Source organism: Streptomyces rubrogriseus, assembly GCF_027947575.1.
GTDB lineage: Bacteria > Actinomycetota > Actinomycetes > Streptomycetales > Streptomycetaceae > Streptomyces > Streptomyces rubrogriseus.
The window spans coordinates 2199163-2215788 of record NZ_CP116256.1 but is presented as its reverse complement, the minus strand read 5'-3'; the positions used below and the strand labels follow the sequence as shown (position 1 = coordinate 2215788).

At 73.9% G+C, this 16626-nt stretch carries 15 protein-coding genes and 1 pseudogene; 10 read left to right on the top strand and 6 right to left on the bottom strand.

The genetic code is table 11. The annotated features are described in order from the left end of the window. Positions 1–8: 8 nt before the first annotated feature. Positions 9–737: a ZIP family metal transporter gene (locus tag Sru02f_RS09730; protein ID WP_109032023.1), complete on the bottom strand. Its 729-nt coding sequence runs from the start codon at positions 735–737 to the stop codon at positions 9–11. 95 nt (positions 738–832) lie between these two features. Between Sru02f_RS09730 and cobM the strand changes: the two genes are divergently transcribed. From cobM to cobC, 5 genes are read left to right on the top strand one after another with little or no spacing between them, the layout of a single operon-like run. Beyond that, the gene (gene cobM / locus Sru02f_RS09725; protein WP_164272288.1) at positions 833–1645 is read left to right on the top strand and encodes a precorrin-4 C(11)-methyltransferase; all 813 of its coding nucleotides are present in this window, start codon (positions 833–835) and stop codon (positions 1643–1645) included. Beyond that, positions 1642–2883, top strand: coding sequence for a precorrin-6y C5,15-methyltransferase (decarboxylating) subunit CbiE (gene cbiE, locus Sru02f_RS09720; RefSeq protein ID WP_167469529.1), 1242 nt, complete (start codon positions 1642–1644; stop codon positions 2881–2883). Before cobM ends, cbiE begins: the two co-directional genes overlap by 4 nt. Further along, positions 2880–4640: a precorrin-3B C(17)-methyltransferase gene (cobJ, locus tag Sru02f_RS09715; protein ID WP_244941837.1), complete on the top strand. Its 1761-nt coding sequence runs from the start codon at positions 2880–2882 to the stop codon at positions 4638–4640. The genes cbiE and cobJ overlap by 4 nt, the downstream gene beginning before the upstream one ends. Further along, complete coding sequence (locus Sru02f_RS09710; RefSeq protein WP_109032021.1) at positions 4637–5554, top strand: sirohydrochlorin chelatase; 918 nt, start codon at positions 4637–4639, stop codon at positions 5552–5554. The genes cobJ and Sru02f_RS09710 overlap by 4 nt, the downstream gene beginning before the upstream one ends. Then, positions 5526–6614 carry an Rv2231c family pyridoxal phosphate-dependent protein CobC gene (gene cobC, locus Sru02f_RS09705; RefSeq protein ID WP_109032020.1) on the top strand — a complete coding sequence of 363 codons (1089 nt, stop codon included), beginning with the start codon at positions 5526–5528 and terminating at the stop codon, positions 6612–6614. Before Sru02f_RS09710 ends, cobC begins: the two co-directional genes overlap by 29 nt. 311 nt (positions 6615–6925) lie before the next feature. Here cobC and Sru02f_RS09700 read toward each other — a convergent pair. The 3 genes and pseudogenes from Sru02f_RS09700 to Sru02f_RS09690 all read right to left on the bottom strand — a co-directional run. Then, a pseudogene (locus Sru02f_RS09700) lies at positions 6926–7870 on the bottom strand (SCO1860 family LAETG-anchored protein); the annotation flags it as partial. A 197-nt stretch (positions 7871–8067) separates the two neighbouring features. Next, positions 8068–9159 carry an amidohydrolase family protein gene (locus Sru02f_RS09695; protein ID WP_109032018.1) on the bottom strand — a complete coding sequence of 364 codons (1092 nt, stop codon included), beginning with the start codon at positions 9157–9159 and terminating at the stop codon, positions 8068–8070. Positions 9160–9202: 43 nt separating this feature from the next. Continuing rightward, complete coding sequence (locus Sru02f_RS09690) at positions 9203–9685, bottom strand: hypothetical protein (RefSeq protein ID WP_109032017.1); 483 nt, start codon at positions 9683–9685, stop codon at positions 9203–9205. 177 nt (positions 9686–9862) lie between these two features. Between Sru02f_RS09690 and Sru02f_RS09685 the strand changes: the two genes are divergently transcribed. The 5 genes from Sru02f_RS09685 (at position 9863) to thpD (ending at position 14637) form a co-directional block, all read left to right on the top strand. Beyond that, complete coding sequence (locus Sru02f_RS09685) at positions 9863–10990, top strand: pyridoxal-phosphate-dependent aminotransferase family protein (protein WP_109032016.1); 1128 nt, start codon at positions 9863–9865, stop codon at positions 10988–10990. Between the two features lie 329 nt (positions 10991–11319). Continuing rightward, entirely contained in the window at positions 11320–11832 is a 513-nt protein-coding gene (gene ectA, locus Sru02f_RS09680; protein WP_109032015.1) for a diaminobutyrate acetyltransferase, read from the top strand. Between the two features lie 130 nt (positions 11833–11962). Further along, positions 11963–13234: a diaminobutyrate--2-oxoglutarate transaminase gene (gene ectB, locus Sru02f_RS09675; protein ID WP_003976955.1), complete on the top strand. Its 1272-nt coding sequence runs from the start codon at positions 11963–11965 to the stop codon at positions 13232–13234. Between the two features lie 98 nt (positions 13235–13332). After that, positions 13333–13731, top strand: a complete 399-nt coding sequence (locus tag Sru02f_RS09670) for an ectoine synthase (RefSeq protein ID WP_003976954.1) — start codon at positions 13333–13335, stop codon at positions 13729–13731. A 6-nt stretch (positions 13732–13737) separates the two neighbouring features. Further along, positions 13738–14637 carry an ectoine hydroxylase gene (gene thpD / locus Sru02f_RS09665; RefSeq protein WP_003976953.1) on the top strand — a complete coding sequence of 300 codons (900 nt, stop codon included), beginning with the start codon at positions 13738–13740 and terminating at the stop codon, positions 14635–14637. 82 nt (positions 14638–14719) lie between these two features. Here the strand turns inward: thpD and Sru02f_RS09660 are convergent, their stop codons facing one another. Together Sru02f_RS09660 and Sru02f_RS09655 are read right to left on the bottom strand one after the other, a co-directional pair. Beyond that, positions 14720–15814 carry an aminotransferase class V-fold PLP-dependent enzyme gene (locus Sru02f_RS09660; RefSeq protein WP_109032014.1) on the bottom strand — a complete coding sequence of 365 codons (1095 nt, stop codon included), beginning with the start codon at positions 15812–15814 and terminating at the stop codon, positions 14720–14722. 59 nt (positions 15815–15873) lie between these two features. Further along, a complete protein-coding gene (locus tag Sru02f_RS09655; RefSeq protein WP_109032013.1) occupies positions 15874–16587 on the bottom strand; it encodes a DsbA family oxidoreductase in 714 nt (237 codons plus the stop codon). Positions 16588–16626: the final 39 nt, after the last annotated feature.

Below are 16626 nucleotides of genomic sequence, written 5' to 3'. Positions count from 1 at the left end.
CCCGGCGCTCACTCCGCGATGCCCACCACCAGCCAGATGAACGCCGCGCCCGCGACCGTGCACAGCAGGGTCGAGCGGGCGGGGTGCTCGTGGTGGGCCTCGGGGAGGATCTCGGCCGCGGCGAGGTAGAGGAGTACGCCGCCGAAGAGGCCGAGATAGGCGCCGAGCGCGCCCTCCGGGATGGTGAAGAGGAGGGTGGAGGACGCGCCGAGGACGGGGGCGATCGCGTCGGCGACCAGCATCGCGACGGCGCGGCGGCGGGCGTTGCCGTACAGGCTGGTCAGTGTGTAGGTGTTGAAGCCGTCCGCGAAGTCGTGGGCGATCACGGCCATCGCGACCGCCGCGCCCATGCCGCCGCCGACCTGGAAGGCCGCGCCGATCGCCACGCCGTCCATCGCGCTGTGGCCGACCATCGCGGCCGCGGCCGTCAGACCGACCTCGGGCGAGCGGTGTCCGTGCTCGTCGGCGCCGTGTGCGGCGCGGCGGGCCGCCAGCAGGCGTTCCACCAGGTGCGCGAGCAGGAATCCGGCCACGAAGAGCAGGAGTGCGGCGGGTACGCCGAACACCTCGTCGCCCGCCGCCTCCAGGGCCTCGGGCAGCAGGTCCAGGCCGACCACGCCGAGCATGAGGCCGCCGGCCAGGCCCAGGACCAGGTGGCGTCGGTCGGTGACGCGCTGCGCCGTCCAGCCGCCGGCCAGCGTCATCAGGAACGCGCCGAGCGCGACGAAGACCGCCATGGGCCCTTGGTATCCGATCACCCCGCGTTCACGCGCGTACGACAGCAGCAACCGCAGTAAATATGCGCAGGATGCACAGGAGAGGACCGAAAACGATGGATTCCGAGGCCAAGGTGACCTTCGTCGGTGCCGGTCCCGGCGCCGCCGACCTGCTGACGTTCCGTGCGGCGCGGGCGATCGCCGAGGCGGACGTGGTGATCTGGGCGGCGAGCCTCGTCCAGGCGGAGGTGCTCCAGCACGCGCGCGAGGGCGCCGAGGTGCTGGACTCGGCGACGATGTCGCTGGAGGACGTCGTCGCCGTGTACCGGCGGGCCCGGGCGGAGGGGCTGCGGGTGGCCCGCATCCACTCCGGCGACCCGGCGCTGTGGGGCGGCACGCAGGAGCAGCTCGACCGGTGCGCGGAGATCGGCGTCGCGACCGAGGTGGTGCCGGGTGTCTCCGCGTTCTCGGCCGTGGCCGCGCTCGCGCAGCGCGAGCTGACCATCCCGGAGGTCGCGCAGTCCGTGGTCCTCACCCGGCTCGGCGGGGGCAAGACGCCGATGCCGCCCGGGGAGGAGGTCCGTGAGTTCGCGAAGCACGGCACGACGATGGCGGTCTTCCTGTCGGCCGCCCGCAGCGGCCAGCTGGTGCGGGAGCTGCTGGAGGGCGGCTATCCGACCGACACCCCGGTCGTCGTCGCCTACCAGGCCACCTGGCCGGAGGAGCTGGTCGTGCGGTGCACGATCGGGACGCTGGAGGAGACGGTCAAGGAGCACAGGCTCTGGAAGCACACCCTGTTCCTGGTCGGACCGGCCCTCGACGCGCACGGCACCCGCTCGCACCTCTACCACCCGGGGCACTTCCACGGCTATCGCAAGGCCGACCCCGAGGCGCGCCGGGAGCTGCGCTCGCGGGGTGCGAGCACGTGATCACCGTGGTCGGGATGGGGGCCGCCGCCGGTGCGGCTCCCGCCGGGGACGTCGCCGCGGGCGCGGAGCTGGTCGTCGGCGGACGTCGGCACCTGGACGCCGTACGGCTGCCGGAGGGGGTCCGGACGGTGGTCCTGGGGGCGTTGGCGCCCGCCCTGGACACGGTCGCGGAGTATGTCGAACGGGGGCGGCCGGTGACCGTGCTGGCCTCCGGTGATCCGGGGTTCTTCGGGATCGTGCGGGCGCTGGCCGAGCGGTTCGGTCCGGAGCGGCTGGACGTGCGGGCCGGGGTGTCCTCGGTCGCCGCGGCCTTCGCGCGGGTGGGGCTGCCGTGGGACGACGCCGTGGTGGCGAGCGCGCACGGGCGGGACCTGCGGACGGCGGTGAACGTGTGCCGGGCGTACCCGAAGGTGGCCGTGCTGACCGGTCCCGGGGCGGGTCCGGCGGAGCTGGGGGCCGCGTTGCGGGACGACGGGCGGGTGTTCGTCGTCGCCTCCGCGCTGGGCTCGGCCGAGGAGCGGGTGGAGCGGGTGACACCCGCCGAGGCCGCCGCCCGGGACTGGGGCACGGCGGTGAGCGTGGTGCTGTGCCTGGACGGGGCGCGGGCGCTGGGGCCGGTGCGGGCCCTCGCGGGGGTGCGCCCCGGGCCCGCCGGGTGGGCGCTGGCCGAGGACGCGTTCGCGCACCGGGACTCGATGATCACCAAGTTCGAGGTGCGGGCGCTGGCCCTGGCCCGTCTGGGGCCGCGCCCCGGCGACCTGGTGTGGGACGTCGGCGCCGGTTCCGGGTCCGTGGCGGTGGAGTGCGCGCGGCTGGGTGCCGCCGTCACCGCCGTCGAGAGGACGCCGGACGGTGTCGGGCGGGTCCGCGCCAACGCCGCCGCGCACGGTGTCGACGTGCGGGTGGTGCACGGGGCGGCGCCCGCGGTGCTGGCCGGGCTGGGCGAGGTTCCGGACGCGGTGTTCGTGGGCGGCGGCGGGCGCGAGCTGCCTTCCATCGTCGCCGAGTGCGCGCGGCGGGCCCGGCGCTGCGTGGTCGTCGCCGTGGCCGCGCTCGACCGGGTGCCGGCGGCCCGCGAGGCCCTGCTCGGCGCCGGTCTGGACTGCGACGGGGTGCTGCTGCAGTCCTCGCGGCTCGCGCCGCTGCCGGGGGACGTGACCCGGCTCGCGGCCACCAATCCCGTCTTCCTGCTGTGGGGCGTCAGGCCGCACGGCCGTACCGAAGGAGTTGCCCCTTGATCGGCCTCATTTCCGCCACGGCGGCGGGAGCGGCGGCGCGGGACCGGCTGGCCGCGGCGTGGCCGGACCGCACGCGGGTGTACGACGGTCCCGTCGGGGACGCCGTGCGGGCCGCGTTCGCCGAGTGCGAGCGGCTGGTGTGCTTCCTGGCCACCGGGGCCGTGGTCCGGCTGGTGGCGCCGCTGCTGGACGACAAGCGGACCGACCCCGGTGTGGTGTGCGTCGACGAGGGCGGGCGGTTCGCCGTGTCGCTGGTCGGCGGGCACGGGGGCGGCGCCAACGAACTGGCCCGTGCGGTCGGCGAGGTGCTGGGCGCGGAGCCGGTGGTGACGACGGCGACCGACGCGGTCGGGCTGGCCGCTCTGGACACGCTCGGGCTGCCCGTGGAGGGCGACGTCGCCGGAGTGTCGCGGGCCCTGCTGGACGGTGAGCCGGTGGCACTGCGGGCGGAGGTGGCGTGGCCGCTGCCACCGCTGCCGGTCACCGCCGAAGGGGCCTGCGGGATCCGGGTGACGGACCGTGCGGTGGAACCGGCCGCGGGCGAGGTCGTCCTGCGGCCGCCGTCCCTGGTCGTCGGCGTCGGCGCGTCCAGGGGGGCGCCGGTGGACGAGGTACTCGGCCTGGTGGAGGCCGCCCTGCGCGAGGCGGGGCTGTCGGCCGCGTCGGTCGCCGAGCTGGCCACCGTGGACGCCAAGGCCGGGGAGCCCGGGATCGTCGGGGCGGCGGAGCGGCTGGGGGTGCCCCTGGTGACGTACCCCGCCGACGAGTTGGCCGGTGTCGAGGTGCCCAACCCCTCGGACGCGCCGCTCGCGGCCGTGGGCACCCCGTCGGTCGCGGAGGCGGCGGCGCTGGTGCGCGGGGGCGAACTGCTCGTGCCCAAGCGGAAGTCGGCGGCGGTGCCCGCGATGGCGACCTGCGCGGTCGTACGGCGGCCCGGGCGCGGACGGCTCGCGGTGGTCGGGCTCGGGCCCGGCGCCCGGGACCTGGTGACGCCGCGGGCGCGGGCGGAGCTGCGGCGGGCGTCGGTGCTGGTCGGGCTCGACCAGTACGTCGACCAGATCCGCGACCTGCTGCGGCCCGGCACCCGGGTGCTGGAGTCGGGGCTCGGCGCCGAGGAGGAGCGGGCCAGGACCGCGGTCGAACAGGCGCGGCGCGGGCACGCCGTGGCGCTGATCGGCAGCGGGGACGCCGGGGTGTACGCGATGGCCTCGCCGGCGCTGGCCGAGGCGTCCGACGACATCGACGTGGTCGGGGTGCCGGGCGTGACGGCGGCGCTGGCGGCCGGGGCGGTCCTGGGCGCGCCGCTCGGCCACGACCACGTGTCGATCAGCCTGTCCGACCTGCACACGCCGTGGGAGGTCATCGAGCGGCGGGTGCGGGCTGCGGCGGAGGCGGACCTGGTGGTGACGTTCTACAACCCGCGCAGCCGGGGCCGCGACTGGCAGCTGCCCAAGGCGCTGGCGATCCTCGCGGAGCACCGGGAGCCGACGACTCCGGTGGGTGTCGTGCGCAACGCGTCCCGCGCCGACGAGTCGAGCCGCCTGTCGACGCTGGCCGCTCTCGACCCGGCGACCGTCGACATGATGACCGTCGTGACGGTGGGCAACACCGCGACCCGGGAGATCTCCGGGCGCATGGTGACACCGCGCGGCTACCGCTGGCAGGAGGACCCGGCGACCCGCCGCTCCCCTGCCGCCGCTTCCCGGACCTCCGGGTCCGCGGCGTCCGCATCCGAGAAACCCGAGGAGAACCTGTGACGACCCCGCCCGCCCTGCTCATCGCCGGCCACGGCACCCGGGACGAGGCCGGAGCCGAGGCGTTCCGCGACTTCGTGCGCGAGCTGGGCCGACGCCACCCAGAGCTGCCCGTCGCGGGCGGCTTCATCGAGCTGTCCCCGCCGCCGCTGGGCGACGCGGTGGCCGAACTGGTCGAGCGCGGTGTGCGCCGGTTCGCGGCGGTGCCGCTGATGCTGGTGTCCGCCGGGCACGCCAAGGGCGACATCCCGGCGGCCCTGTCCCGCGAGAAGGAGCGCCACCCCGGCATCTCGTACACGTACGGACGTCCGCTGGGCCCGCACCCCGCGCTGCTGCGGGTGCTGGAGCGGCGTCTGGCGGAGGCGGTCGATCCGGCCTGGGACCCGGCCGAGGTGACCGTGCTGCTGGTCGGGCGCGGGTCGACCGACCCGGACGCCAACGCCGAGGTGTTCAAGGCGGCCCGGCTGCTGTGGGAGGGGCGCGGTTACGCGGGTGTGGAGACGGCGTTCGTGTCGCTGGCGAAGCCGGACGTGCCCGGCGGCCTGGACCGGTGCGTGCGGCTGGGGGCGCGGCGGGTCGTGGTGCTGCCGTACTTCCTGTTCACCGGCATCCTCCCGGACCGGGTCCGGCACCAGACCGAGGAGTGGGCCGCCGCGCATCCGGAGGCGGAGGTGCGGTCGGCGGACGTGATCGGGCCCGAGCCGGAGCTGCTCGACCTGGTGTGGGAGCGGTACGAGGAGGCCGTCGGCGGCGACCTGCGGATGAACTGCGACAGCTGCGTGTACCGGATCGCGCTGCCGGGGTTCGAGGACAAGGTGGGGCTGCCGCAGCAGCCGCACTTCCACCCCGACGACGACGGCGACCACCACCACGGGCACCATCACGGGCATGGACACGCACACTCCCATGCACACTGAGGCCGACGGCCTCGACCTGCGCCATCACGGGGACGCCGAGGTGCGCGACGACGGTGCGGCGCTGGTGGACCTCGCGGTGAACGTCCGCGCGGACACTCCCCCGGCCTGGCTGCGCGAGCACGTCGCCGCCTCGCTCGGTTCGCTCGCCGCCTACCCGGACGGTCGGGCCGCGCGGGCGGCGGTGGCGGCGCGGCACGGGCTGCCGGTGGAGCGGGTGCTGCTGACGGCGGGCGCGGCGGAGGCGTTCGTGCTGCTGGCGCGGGCGCTGAAGGTGCGCCGGCCGGTCGTGGTGCACCCCCAGTTCACCGAGCCGGAGGCGGCGCTGCGCGACGCCGGGCACACGGTGGGCCGGGTGCTGCTGGGGGCGGCGGACGGCTTCCGCCTCGACCCGGCCGCCGTCCCCGAGGACGCCGACCTGGTGGTGGTCGGCAACCCGACGAACCCGACCTCGGTGCTGCACCCGGCGGGCGTACTCGCGTCGCTGGCCCGGCCCGGGCGGACGCTGGTCGTGGACGAGGCGTTCATGGACGCGGTGCCGGGCGAGCGGGAGGCACTGGCCGGGCGGACGGACGTAACCGGGCTCGTCGTCCTGCGCAGCCTCACCAAGACGTGGGGCCTTGCGGGGCTGCGCATCGGGTACGTCCTCGCGGAACCGGAGACGGTCGCCGGGCTGGAGCGCGCGCAGCCGCTGTGGCCGGTGTCCACGCCCGCGCTGGCGGCGGCCGAGGCGTGCGTGGCGCCGCGGGCGCTGGCGGAGGCCGCCCACGCCGCCCACCGCATCGCCGCCGACCGGGACCGACTCGTCGCCGGGCTGGCGGAGTTGGCCGATGCCGGGGTGCGGGTCGCCGGACCGGCCGAGGGTCCCTTCGTGCTGGTCGCCGTCCCGCACGCGTCCGCCGTACGGCACCGCTTGCGCGACCTGGGGTACGCGGTCCGGCGCGGGGACACGTTCCCCGGTCTGGGCGACGGCTGGCTGCGGCTGGCGGTACGGGACCGGGCGACGACGGAGGGCTTCCTGAACGCGCTGGAGCAGGCGGTGACGGCGACGAAACCGACCTGAGTCACCCGCCCCCCGGCCGGCCCCTCCCGGCCGGCCCCGCCCGCGCCGGGACACGACCCCGACGCCCCGCCACCCACCAGGACCGGCGCCACGCCGCCTACCCCCGGAACGGGGACGGCTAACCCCCGCCCACGCGCCGACCGCACCCGCACCGGGACCGGCCCGCAGCGCGCCGCCGTCCGTCCGGACCGGCGCCACGCCGCAGCCCGCGCCGCACACGGTCCCCGAACCGCCCCCGTCCCGGCCAGGTCCGGCACCGCAGGGCCGCCCGTCCCGGAGCCGCCCGGCCGTGCGTCAGGTGCGCCTGCGGCGGACAGGGCGAGTGCGCCGCCGCCCGCCAGGACCAGGGCCGCGGCTCCGGCCGCGACGTACGGCGTCGCCGAGCTGCCGCCGGTCTCGGCGAGGTCGGCCTCGGCCTCGGTGCGGGCGCCCTGGGCCTGCACGTCGGCCGCGGGCTCGGCGGGCTGTTCCGCGTCCTGCCCGGCCGGGGGCGCGTCGGCCTTCGCCGGGGGCTGCCCGGCCTCGTCCGCGGGGGCGGCCGGGGACTCGCAGGTCGCCTTCGCCAGGGTGACGGTGCCGTCGACCTCGGCGACGTTCAGGTCACCGGGGTTGACGGAGACCTTGAGTTCGAGTGCGGTGGCGGCGGCCGTGCGGGAGGTCGTCTCCTCCTTCGAGAGGTCGAGCCGCACCTCGCCGACGCCGGGCACCTTCACGTCCGTCGTCCCGCCGGTGGTGAGCGTGACCTTCTTGCCGAGGACGGTCACGGGTCCCAGGAGGTCGGCGTCGGCGACCGGCTTCCTCCCGGCCTCGCAGGTCGCCGTGGAGGTGACCTCCTGGACCTCGATCACCGAGAGCAGCGGCAGGCCGGGGACGTGCAGCCTGGCGCGGGCCAGCGTGGTGGAGCCCTCGCTCTTCGCGGCGGTGGCCGTCGCCCTCGCCTCGGCCACGTCGGCGCGCAGCACGCTGAACGGCTTTCCGCCGTCGACGCCGTCCAGCCGGGCGGTGAGCGCGGTCTTCTCGGCGCTCTCGGGCGCCTGCACCTCGTTGAGGGTGACCGCGAGCGGGACGTGCACGGTCTTGTTGAGCAGGGAGACGTCGAGCCCGGTGCGCAGCACGGTGGCGCTCGCGCGGCCGTGGTCGCCGGTCGCGTGGGCGGACCCCGCGCCGGCCAGGGTCGCGGGACCCGCGGCCAGGGCCGTGGCCGCCGCGACGGTGGCGAGACGGCGTGCGGGCAGGCGGAAGGTGTTGCCGTTCAAGGTGGTGGGACCCCCAGTGAGACATGCGTGCGGGGCACGCATGAGCGACGTGCTTGGGACCCGGACAGAATGTCCCCGCGTCCGCCGAACCGTCAGTGAACCGAGGGCACTTCACCCCTTCGTGGGGTTTTGGCGAATCTATTCGAATCTTCGTCGCATCTTCCGGCACGGGTGTTCCCCGGCGTCACTCCCGTCGGTCAACCGACGACCCGCCCGTTGAGTACGACCCGGCGCGGAGCGGTCAGCACGCGCACGTCCGCGCGCGGGTCCTGCTCGTACACCACCAGGTCCGCCGGCGCGCCCTCGTCCAGGCCGGGCCGGCCGAGCCAGCGCCGGGCGGCCCAGGTCGTCGCGGCGAGGGCCTCGACGGGCGGGATGCCCGCGGTGACCAGCTCGGCGACCTCGGCCCCGGCCAGTCCGTGGGCGAGGGCACCGCCCGCGTCGGTGCCGACGAAGACCGGGATGCCGGCGTCGTAGGCGCTCCGGACGGTGTCGTAGCGGCGTTCGTGGAGCCGGCGCATATGGGCCGACCAGCGCGGGAACCGGGACTCGCCGCCGTCGGCCAGGGCGGGGAAGGTGGCGATGTTGACCAGGGTGGGGACGATGGCGACGCCGCGCTCGGCGAAGAGCGGGATCGTGTCGTCGGTCAGTCCCGTGGCGTGCTCGACGCAGTCGATGCCGGCCTCGACCAGGTCGCGCAGCGAGTCCTCGGCGAAGCAGTGCGCGGTGACGCGGGCGCCGAGGCGGTGGGCCTCGGCGATGGCCGCCTCGACGGCGCCGCGCGGCCAGCAGGCCGACAGGTCGCCGAGGTCGCGGTCGATCCAGTCGCCGACCAGTTTCACCCAGCCGTCGCCGCGCCGGGCCTCCTGGGCGACGTAGGCGACGAGGTCGTCGGGCTCGACCTCCCAGGCGTAGTTGCGGATGTAGCGGCGGGTGCGGGCGATGTGCCGGCCGGCCCGGATGATCTTCGGGAGGTCCTCGCGGTCGTCGATCCAGCGGGTGTCGGACGGCGAGCCCGCGTCGCGCAGGAGCAGGGTGCCCGCCTCGCGGTCGGTCAGCGCCTGCTTCTCGGCCACGTCCGCGGGGACGGCGCCGTGCTGGTCGAGGCCGACGTGGCAGTGCGCGTCGACCAGGCCGGGCAGCGCCCATCCCTCGACGGTGCGGACGTCGGCGGCGCCCGCGGGGCGGTCGTAGGAGATCCGGCCGTCGATCACCCACACCTCGTCCCGGACCTCCTCCGGTCCGACGAGCACCCGACCCTTCACGTGCAGCACCGCGCGATCGCTCATGCCCCGCACCCTAAACGGTGCCCGCACACCCGTCCGGGGCCGGTCACCGGCCGTCGCCGCGCGCTGTCGCGCGGGCGCGCGCCTCGCTCGCGCACCCCGCCCCGACGGCGCCCGCGACGGCGGTCAGGGCCAGGGCGGCGGTGGCGGGGTTGACGTAGCCGGGGACGTCGTCGCTGGTGTACTCGCCACCGTCGGTGGTCTCGCAGACGAAACCCAGCGGCAGGAAGGAGACGGACTGGTCGATGACGTGGAGGGCGCGCTCCTCGTTCCCGGGGGTGCGGCAGGGCGGCGCCGGCGCGGAACTCGCGCCGCCGTCGGACTCCATGACGGCGCCGGTCACGTGCAGTACCCCCCAGGCGTACACCGCGACGGCGGCGGCACCGGCGAAGGCGGCGAGGGCGTGCAGCGCCGGTCCGGTGCCCGTTCCCCGGGCGCGGCGGGCGGCGAGGACGCTCGCGCCGTGGCCGGTCAGGCCGACGGCGGACACCACGGCGACCACGACGATCAGCAGGAGTACGAGGAACACGGGCCCAGTCCATCAGGCGGTGATCTCTTCGGCTGTGACGGAAGCCACGATTCCGGGCGTGGGGGTGTCGCAACGGAAGCACTCCGGCGCGAGTGCCGGCGGACGCCATGGTTACTCTCGACTCCGTACGCCGCGTACCCGCGCCGCACACCCGCCGTCACCGAAGAGAGCACCGCCGTGACCCATCCCTTCCTGGACCTCCCCCCGCTGAGCGCCGGACGTTTCGCCGCGATCGAGGACCGGGTCGCGCGCCTGCTCGGTACCGGCCAGGACGTGGTGGTCATGCAGGGCGAGGCGCTGCTGCCGCTGGAGGGTGCCATCCGCGCCGCCGCGGGGCCCGGCACCGTCGCGCTGAACGTCGTCACGGGACCGTACGGGCAGACCTTCGGGAACTGGCTGCGGGACTGCGGCGCGACCGTGCACGACCTCGCCGTGCCGTTCCACACGGCCGTCTCCGCCGAGCAGGTCGGCCGGGCCCTGGCCGAGCACCCGGAGATCGACTTCGTGTCCCTGGTGCACGCCGAGGCGGCGACCGGCAACACCAACCCGGTCGCGGAGATCGGCGAGGTGGTCCGGGCGCGCGGCGCGCTGTTCTACCTGGACGCCGTGGCCTCGGTGGGCGCGGAGCCGGTGCTGCCGGACGCCTGGGGCGTGGACCTGTGCGTCATCGGCGCGCAGAAGGCGATGGGCGGCCCGGCGGGCGTCTCGGCGGTGTCGGTGAGCGAGCGGGCCTGGGCCCGCATGGCGGCGAACCCGAACGCCCCGCGGCGGTCGTACCTGTCGCTCCTCGACTGGAAGGAGCGCTGGATCGACGGCGGGCGCAAGGCGCTGCTGCACGCGCCGGCGCAGTTGGAGATGCTCGCGCTGGAGGCCTGCGTCGAGCGCATCGAGGCGGAGGGCCCCGGCACGGTGATGGCGCGGCACGCGTCCGCGGCGGCGGCCACCCGGGCCGGCGCGCTCGCGCTGGGCGGCCTGGAGCCGTACGTGTACGAGGCGAGGGACGCGGCGCCGGTGGCGACGACCCTGCGCACGCCGTCGGACGTCGACGCGTCCGCGCTGGTGGCCCGTGCCCTGGAGTCCGACCCGGCGCTGCCGCTGGCGGCGGGCGGCGGCGCGCTGGCGGGCGAGATGATCCGGGTCAACCACTACGGTCCGGACGCGACGCGCGGGGCCGTGCAGGGCTGCCTGGCGGCACTGGGTGCCGCGCTGGCCGAGCGGGGCGTGAAGGCCGACCCGGAGGCCGCCCGGCGGGCCGCCGAGGAGGCGTGGGAGCGGCCGACCGGACCCGGCCTTTTGGAAGGATGAATCGGAGGGAATTCCGGATACTCGCACAAGCAGAATTTAAGAATTCTACTCAGCGCAGCTTCCCGTATTCTTCTGCCCGCTTTCTTCGGACCTAAACACAAAGATTTCACGACTAACGATCTTCACATTTCGGACACGTCTCGCACGGGTTACGCGATTGTGACCCGATCCACATGCTGCCCGATTTGCGGCTTGCGCCCCCGTCAAACCCCCTCATAACGCCGCCGCCTCGCGCGGAAGCACGCGCCCGCGTGATAACACACGAGGCGCCCATTCGTAACCCCATCCGGCGATGCAATTTCGAATTTCGCTGGGTAAATTCAATTTGCATGACTGCCGCGCAAGCAGACCTGCAAATCGATCGTCCGAGAGTGGCCGACGGCGCCGCCCTGTGGCGGATAGCGAGGGATTCCGAGGTCCTCGACCTGAACTCCTCGTACAGCTACCTGCTCTGGTGCCGGGACTTCGCCTCCACCTCGGCCGTCGTCCGCGACGGGCACGGCGTGCCGGTCGGCTTCATCACCGGATACGTACGGCCGGACAGTCCCGACACCCTGCTCGTGTGGCAGGTGGCGGTGGACGGGACGTACCGTGGTCGTGGGCTCGCGGCAACGCTGGTCGACGGACTGGCGGACCGGGTGGCCCGCGAACGCGGGATCACCATCCTGGAGACAACGATCTCTCCCGACAACACGGCGTCCCAACGACTGTTCACCTCGTTCGCCGAGCGCCGCGGCGCCCGGCTTGAGCGCGAAGTCCTGTTCGACACGGCGGTGTTCCCCGACGGGCCCCACGAGCCCGAGGTCCTGTACCGCATCGGCCCCCTGTCCGCCGGCGGCTGACCCCTCGCCGAGCCGTCGGGGCACCCCCGACCGGTCCGGCCCCCAGACTTCCCGGCCGGGACCACGACAGGTCCCACCGGACCCGTACGACCTTCCTCTCCCACCCTCACCCCACGAGGAGCGATTCGTCGTGACCATCACCCAGCCCGACCTCAGCGTCTTCGAGACCGTCGAGTCCGAGGTGCGCAGCTACTGCCGCGGCTGGCCCACCGTCTTCGACCGTGCGGTCGGCAGCCGCATGTACGACGAGGACGGCCACGAGTACCTCGACTTCTTCGCCGGAGCGGGCTCGCTCAACTACGGGCACAACAACGCGGTCCTGAAACGCGCGCTGATCGACTACCTGGAGCGGGACGGCGTCACGCACGGGCTCGACATGTCGACGACCGCCAAGCGCCGCTTCCTGGAGACGTTCCAGAACACCATCCTGCGGCCCCGCGACCTGCCGTACAAGGTCATGTTCCCGGGCCCGACGGGCACCAACGCCGTCGAGTCCGCGCTCAAGCTGGCGCGCAAGGTGAAGGGGCGCGAGTCGATCGTGTCCTTCACCAACGCCTTCCACGGCATGTCGCTGGGCTCCCTCGCGGTGACCGGCAACGCCTTCAAGCGGGCCGGCGCCGGCATCCCGCTGGTGCACGGCACGCCCATGCCGTTCGACAACTACTTCGACGGCACCGTCGAGGACTTCATCTGGTTCGAGCGGCTGCTCGAGGACCAGGGCTCCGGCCTGAACAAGCCGGCCGCCGTGATCGTCGAGACGGTGCAGGGCGAGGGCGGCATCAACGTCGCCCGGGCCGAGTGGCTGCGTGCCCTGGCCGACCTGTGCGAGCGCCAGGACATGCTGCTCATCGTCGACGACATCCAGATGGGCTGCGGCCGTACCGGCGCCTTCTTCTCCTTCGAGGAGGCGGGCATCACGCCGGACATCGTCACCGTCTCCAAGTCCATCAGCGGCTACGGCATGCCGATGGCGCTGACCCTGTTCAAGCCGGAGCTGGACGTCTGGGAGCCGGGCGAGCACAACGGCACCTTCCGCGGCAACAACCCGGCCTTCGTCACGGCGACCGCCACCCTGGAGGCGTACTGGGCCGACGGGTCGGCGATGGAGAAGCAGACCCGCAAGCGCGGCGAGCAGGTCGAGCAGCACATGATCGCCATCACCGAGGAGAACCTCGCCGACGTCAAGGAGTACCGCGGCCGCGGCCTGGTCTGGGGCCTGGAGTTCCACGACAAGGACCGCGCGGGCCGGGTCGCCAAGCGCGCCTTCGAGCTGGGGCTGCTAATCGAGACCTCCGGCCCCGAGAGCGAGGTCGTCAAGCTGCTGCCGGCGCTCACCATCACGCCCGACGAGCTGGACGAGGGCATGAAGACCCTGGCCCGGGCCGTGCGCGAAACGGCCTGACCCGCACGGCCCCACCCGTACTTCCGGCGCCTTCGGCCCGCGCGGCCGAAGGCGCCGGGGACCATTGCACACCCTCACCTAGGAGGCATCGCAACACCGTGATCGTCCGATCGTTCAAGGAGTTCGAAGGCACCGACCGGCACGTGAAGAGCGCGTCCGGCACCTGGGAAAGCACCCGGATCGTCCTCGCCAAGGAGAAGGTCGGCTTCTCCGTCCACGAGACGATCCTGTACGCGGGTACGGAGACGTCGATGTGGTACGCCAACCACATCGAGGCCGTCGTCTGCACCAAGGGCGACGCCGAGTTGACCGACCGCGAGACGGGGAAGACGTACCACATCACGCCGGGCACGATGTATCTCCTCGACGGCCACGAGCGGCACACGCTCAAGGTCAAGGAGGACTTCCACTGCATCTGTGTCTTCAACCCGCCCGTCACCGGACGGGAGGATCACGACGAGAACGGCGTCTACCCGCTGCTCACCGAGGAGGTGTGAGTCACCGTGACCACCACGACCACGAACGTCACCGATCTCTATCCCACCCGCGGCGCCACCGAAGTGGCTACCCCTCGGCAGGACCCGGTCGTCTGGGGCTCCCCGGACGCGCCCGGCCCCGTCTCGGCGGGCGACCTCCAGGCGCTGGACCGCGACGGCTTCCTCGCCATCGACCAGCTGATCACCCCGGACGAGGTCGGCGAGTACCAGCGCGAGCTGGAGCGCCTCACCACCGACCCGGCCATCCGCGCGGACGAGCGCTCGATCGTCGAGCCGCAGTCCAAGGAGATCCGGTCGGTCTTCGAGGTGCACAAGATCAGTGAGGTCTTCGCCAAGCTGGTGCGCGACGAGCGCGTGGTCGGACGGGCGCGGCAGATCCTCGGCTCGGACGTGTACGTCCACCAGTCTCGGATCAACGTCAAGCCGGGCTTCGGGGCCAGCGGTTTCTACTGGCACTCGGACTTCGAGACCTGGCACGCCGAGGACGGCCTGCCCAACATGCGCACGATCTCGGTCTCGATCGCGCTCACCGAGAACTACGACACCAACGGCGGTCTGATGATCATGCCGGGGTCGCACAAGACGTTCCTCGGGTGCGCGGGGGCCACGCCGAAGGACAACTACAAGAAGTCCCTGCAGATGCAGGACGCGGGGACGCCGTCCGACGAGGGCCTGACGAAGATGGCCTCGGAGTACGGCATCAAGCTGTTCACCGGCAAGGCCGGTTCGGCGACCTGGTTCGACTGCAACTGCATGCACGGGTCGGGCGACAACATCACGCCGTTCCCGCGCAGCAACGTGTTCATCGTGTTCAACAGCGTGGAGAACACGGCGGTCGAGCCGTTCGCGGCTCCGATCCGGCGGCCGGAGTTCATCGGCGCGCGGGACTTCACCCCGGTGAAGTGACTCGCGTCTGAGACTCGGGCAGGGGCCTCCTCGTGTGGGACGGGAGGCCCCTGCCCGGTATTCTCCTCCCGCCCCCGCCGGGTCAGCCCGCCAGCACGTCGAGCAGCCGGTCCACGTCGGCCGCGGTGTTGTACACGTGGAAGGCGGCCCGCAGATTGCCCGCCCGGTCCGAGACCTGGACGCCGGCCTCGCCCAGCTCGCCCTGCCGGTGTCCGAGCCCCGGCACGGACACGATCGCGGAGCCCGGCGCGTCCACCGGCTGGTGGCCCAGCGAGCGCACCCCGGCACGGAACCGGTCGGCGAGCCCGGTGTCGTGGGCGTGCACCGCGTCGACGCCCAGTTCCTCGATCAGGGCCAGGGAGTGCCGGGCGCCGGTGTAGGAGAACAGGGCGGGGCTCTCGTCGAACCGCCGGGCGGAGTGCGCGAGTTCCTCGACGGGGCCGTAGCAGCTGTCCCAGGGGTGCTCACCGGACGCCCACCCGGCGAACAGCGGTGTCAGCCCGGCCGCCGCCCCCAGATCCTCCGGTACGACGAGGAAGGCGACGCCGCGCGGGCACAGGACCCACTTGTAGGCGACGGCGGCCACGAAGTCGAAGTCGCCGGCGGCCAGCGGCAGCCACCCGTTCGACTGCGAGGCGTCGATCAGCGTCCGCGCCCCGTGCGCCCGGGCGGCGTCCCGCAGCGCGGCGAGGTCGGCGAGCCGCCCGTCGGCGGACTGCACGGAACTGACCGCGACGAGCGCGGTGTCCGGTCCCACCGACTCGGCCAGCCGTTCCAGCGGCACACTGCGCACCTTCAGGTCGCCGCGCGTGTACAGCGGGTTCACCAGGGAGCTGAAGTCGGCCTCAGCGGTGAGCACTTCGGCTCCCGGGGGCAGCGACGCGGCGACGAGCCCGCTGAACGTGGCCACGGACGCGCCGGTCGCGACCCGGGTGGCGGGCACCCCCACGAGGCGGGCGTACGCGGCCCGGGACGCCTCGACGTCGGCGAACATGTCGAGCGGCTGCCCCTCCGCCGCTGAGGCCGCCGCGTCGCGCATGGCCGCGAGGGTCCGGGCGGGGAGCAGGCCGGTGCTGGCGGTGTTCAGATACGTGGTCTTCGGGGCGAACTCGGTGCGGACGAGGTTCTCGAAGCTCTCCATGGCACCACTGTGCGGCCCCGTGACCTCCCCGTCCATTGCGTATTTCTACGCGATACCTCCAAGGGACGCTTATGAGTCCGTCCCGACCTGCCGCTTCAGTTGCCGGGGACCGCGCACCCGTCCGGGCCGCAGGCCTCGGCGCCGCCGTCGTCGATCAGCTTCAGCGGCGTGCGCTCGCCCCACGCCTGGGTCAGCGCCTGGGCGAAGACCTCGGCGGGCTGGGCTCCCGAGACTCCGTAGGCCCGGTCGAGCACGAAGAACGGCACCCCGGTGGCGCCGAGCTGGGCGGCCTCGCGCTCGTCGGCGCGCACCTCGTCGGCGTAGGCGGCGGGGTCGGCGAGCACCGCGCGGACCTCCTCGGCGTCCAGCCCGGCGCCGGCGGCCAGCTCCACGAGTCGCTCGTCGTCGTTGAACACGGAGCGCTCTTCGGCGAAGTTGCCCCGGTAGAAGGCGTCGAGGAGCGCCTCGTGCCGTCCCCGCTCCTTGGCCAGGTGCAGCAGGCGGTGCAGGTCGAAGGTGCTGCCGTGGTCGCGGTCCCGGGTGCGGTAGTCCAGGCCCTCGGCGGCGGCCTGCGCCCCGAGGTTGTCCTCACCGGCCTGCGCCTGCGCCTCGCTCATGCCGTACTTGGCGGTGAGCATGGTCAGCACCGGCTGCACGTCGCCCTTGGCCCGCCCGGGGTCCAGTTCGAACGAACGGTGGACCACCTCGACGCCGTCCCGGTGCGGGAAGGCCGCGAGCGCCTTCTCGAAGCGGGCCTTGCCCACGTAGCACCAGGGGCAGGCGATGTCGCTCCAGATCTCGACGCGCATGTCTCGGCTCTTCTCCAGGTCGTACGGCGGCGGAGGCCC

What these genes read in the sequence shown, in the direction of transcription:
- cobC (WP_109032020.1), top strand. Translation starts at nt 5,526, where the DNA reads ATGGACACGCACACTCCCATGCACACTGAGGCCGACGGCCTCGACCTG.
- Sru02f_RS09695 (WP_109032018.1), bottom strand. Translation starts at nt 9,159, where the DNA reads ATGAGCGATCGCGCGGTGCTGCACGTGAAGGGTCGGGTGCTCGTCGGA.
- Sru02f_RS09655 (WP_109032013.1), bottom strand. Translation starts at nt 16,587, where the DNA reads ATGCGCGTCGAGATCTGGAGCGACATCGCCTGCCCCTGGTGCTACGTG.
- Sru02f_RS09730 (WP_109032023.1), bottom strand. Translation starts at nt 737, where the DNA reads ATGGCGGTCTTCGTCGCGCTCGGCGCGTTCCTGATGACGCTGGCCGGC.
- ectA (WP_109032015.1), top strand. Translation starts at nt 11,320, where the DNA reads ATGACTGCCGCGCAAGCAGACCTGCAAATCGATCGTCCGAGAGTGGCC.
- cobM (WP_164272288.1), top strand. Translation starts at nt 833, where the DNA reads ATGGATTCCGAGGCCAAGGTGACCTTCGTCGGTGCCGGTCCCGGCGCC.
- Sru02f_RS09660 (WP_109032014.1), bottom strand. Translation starts at nt 15,814, where the DNA reads ATGGACGGGGAGGTCACGGGGCCGCACAGTGGTGCCATGGAGAGCTTC.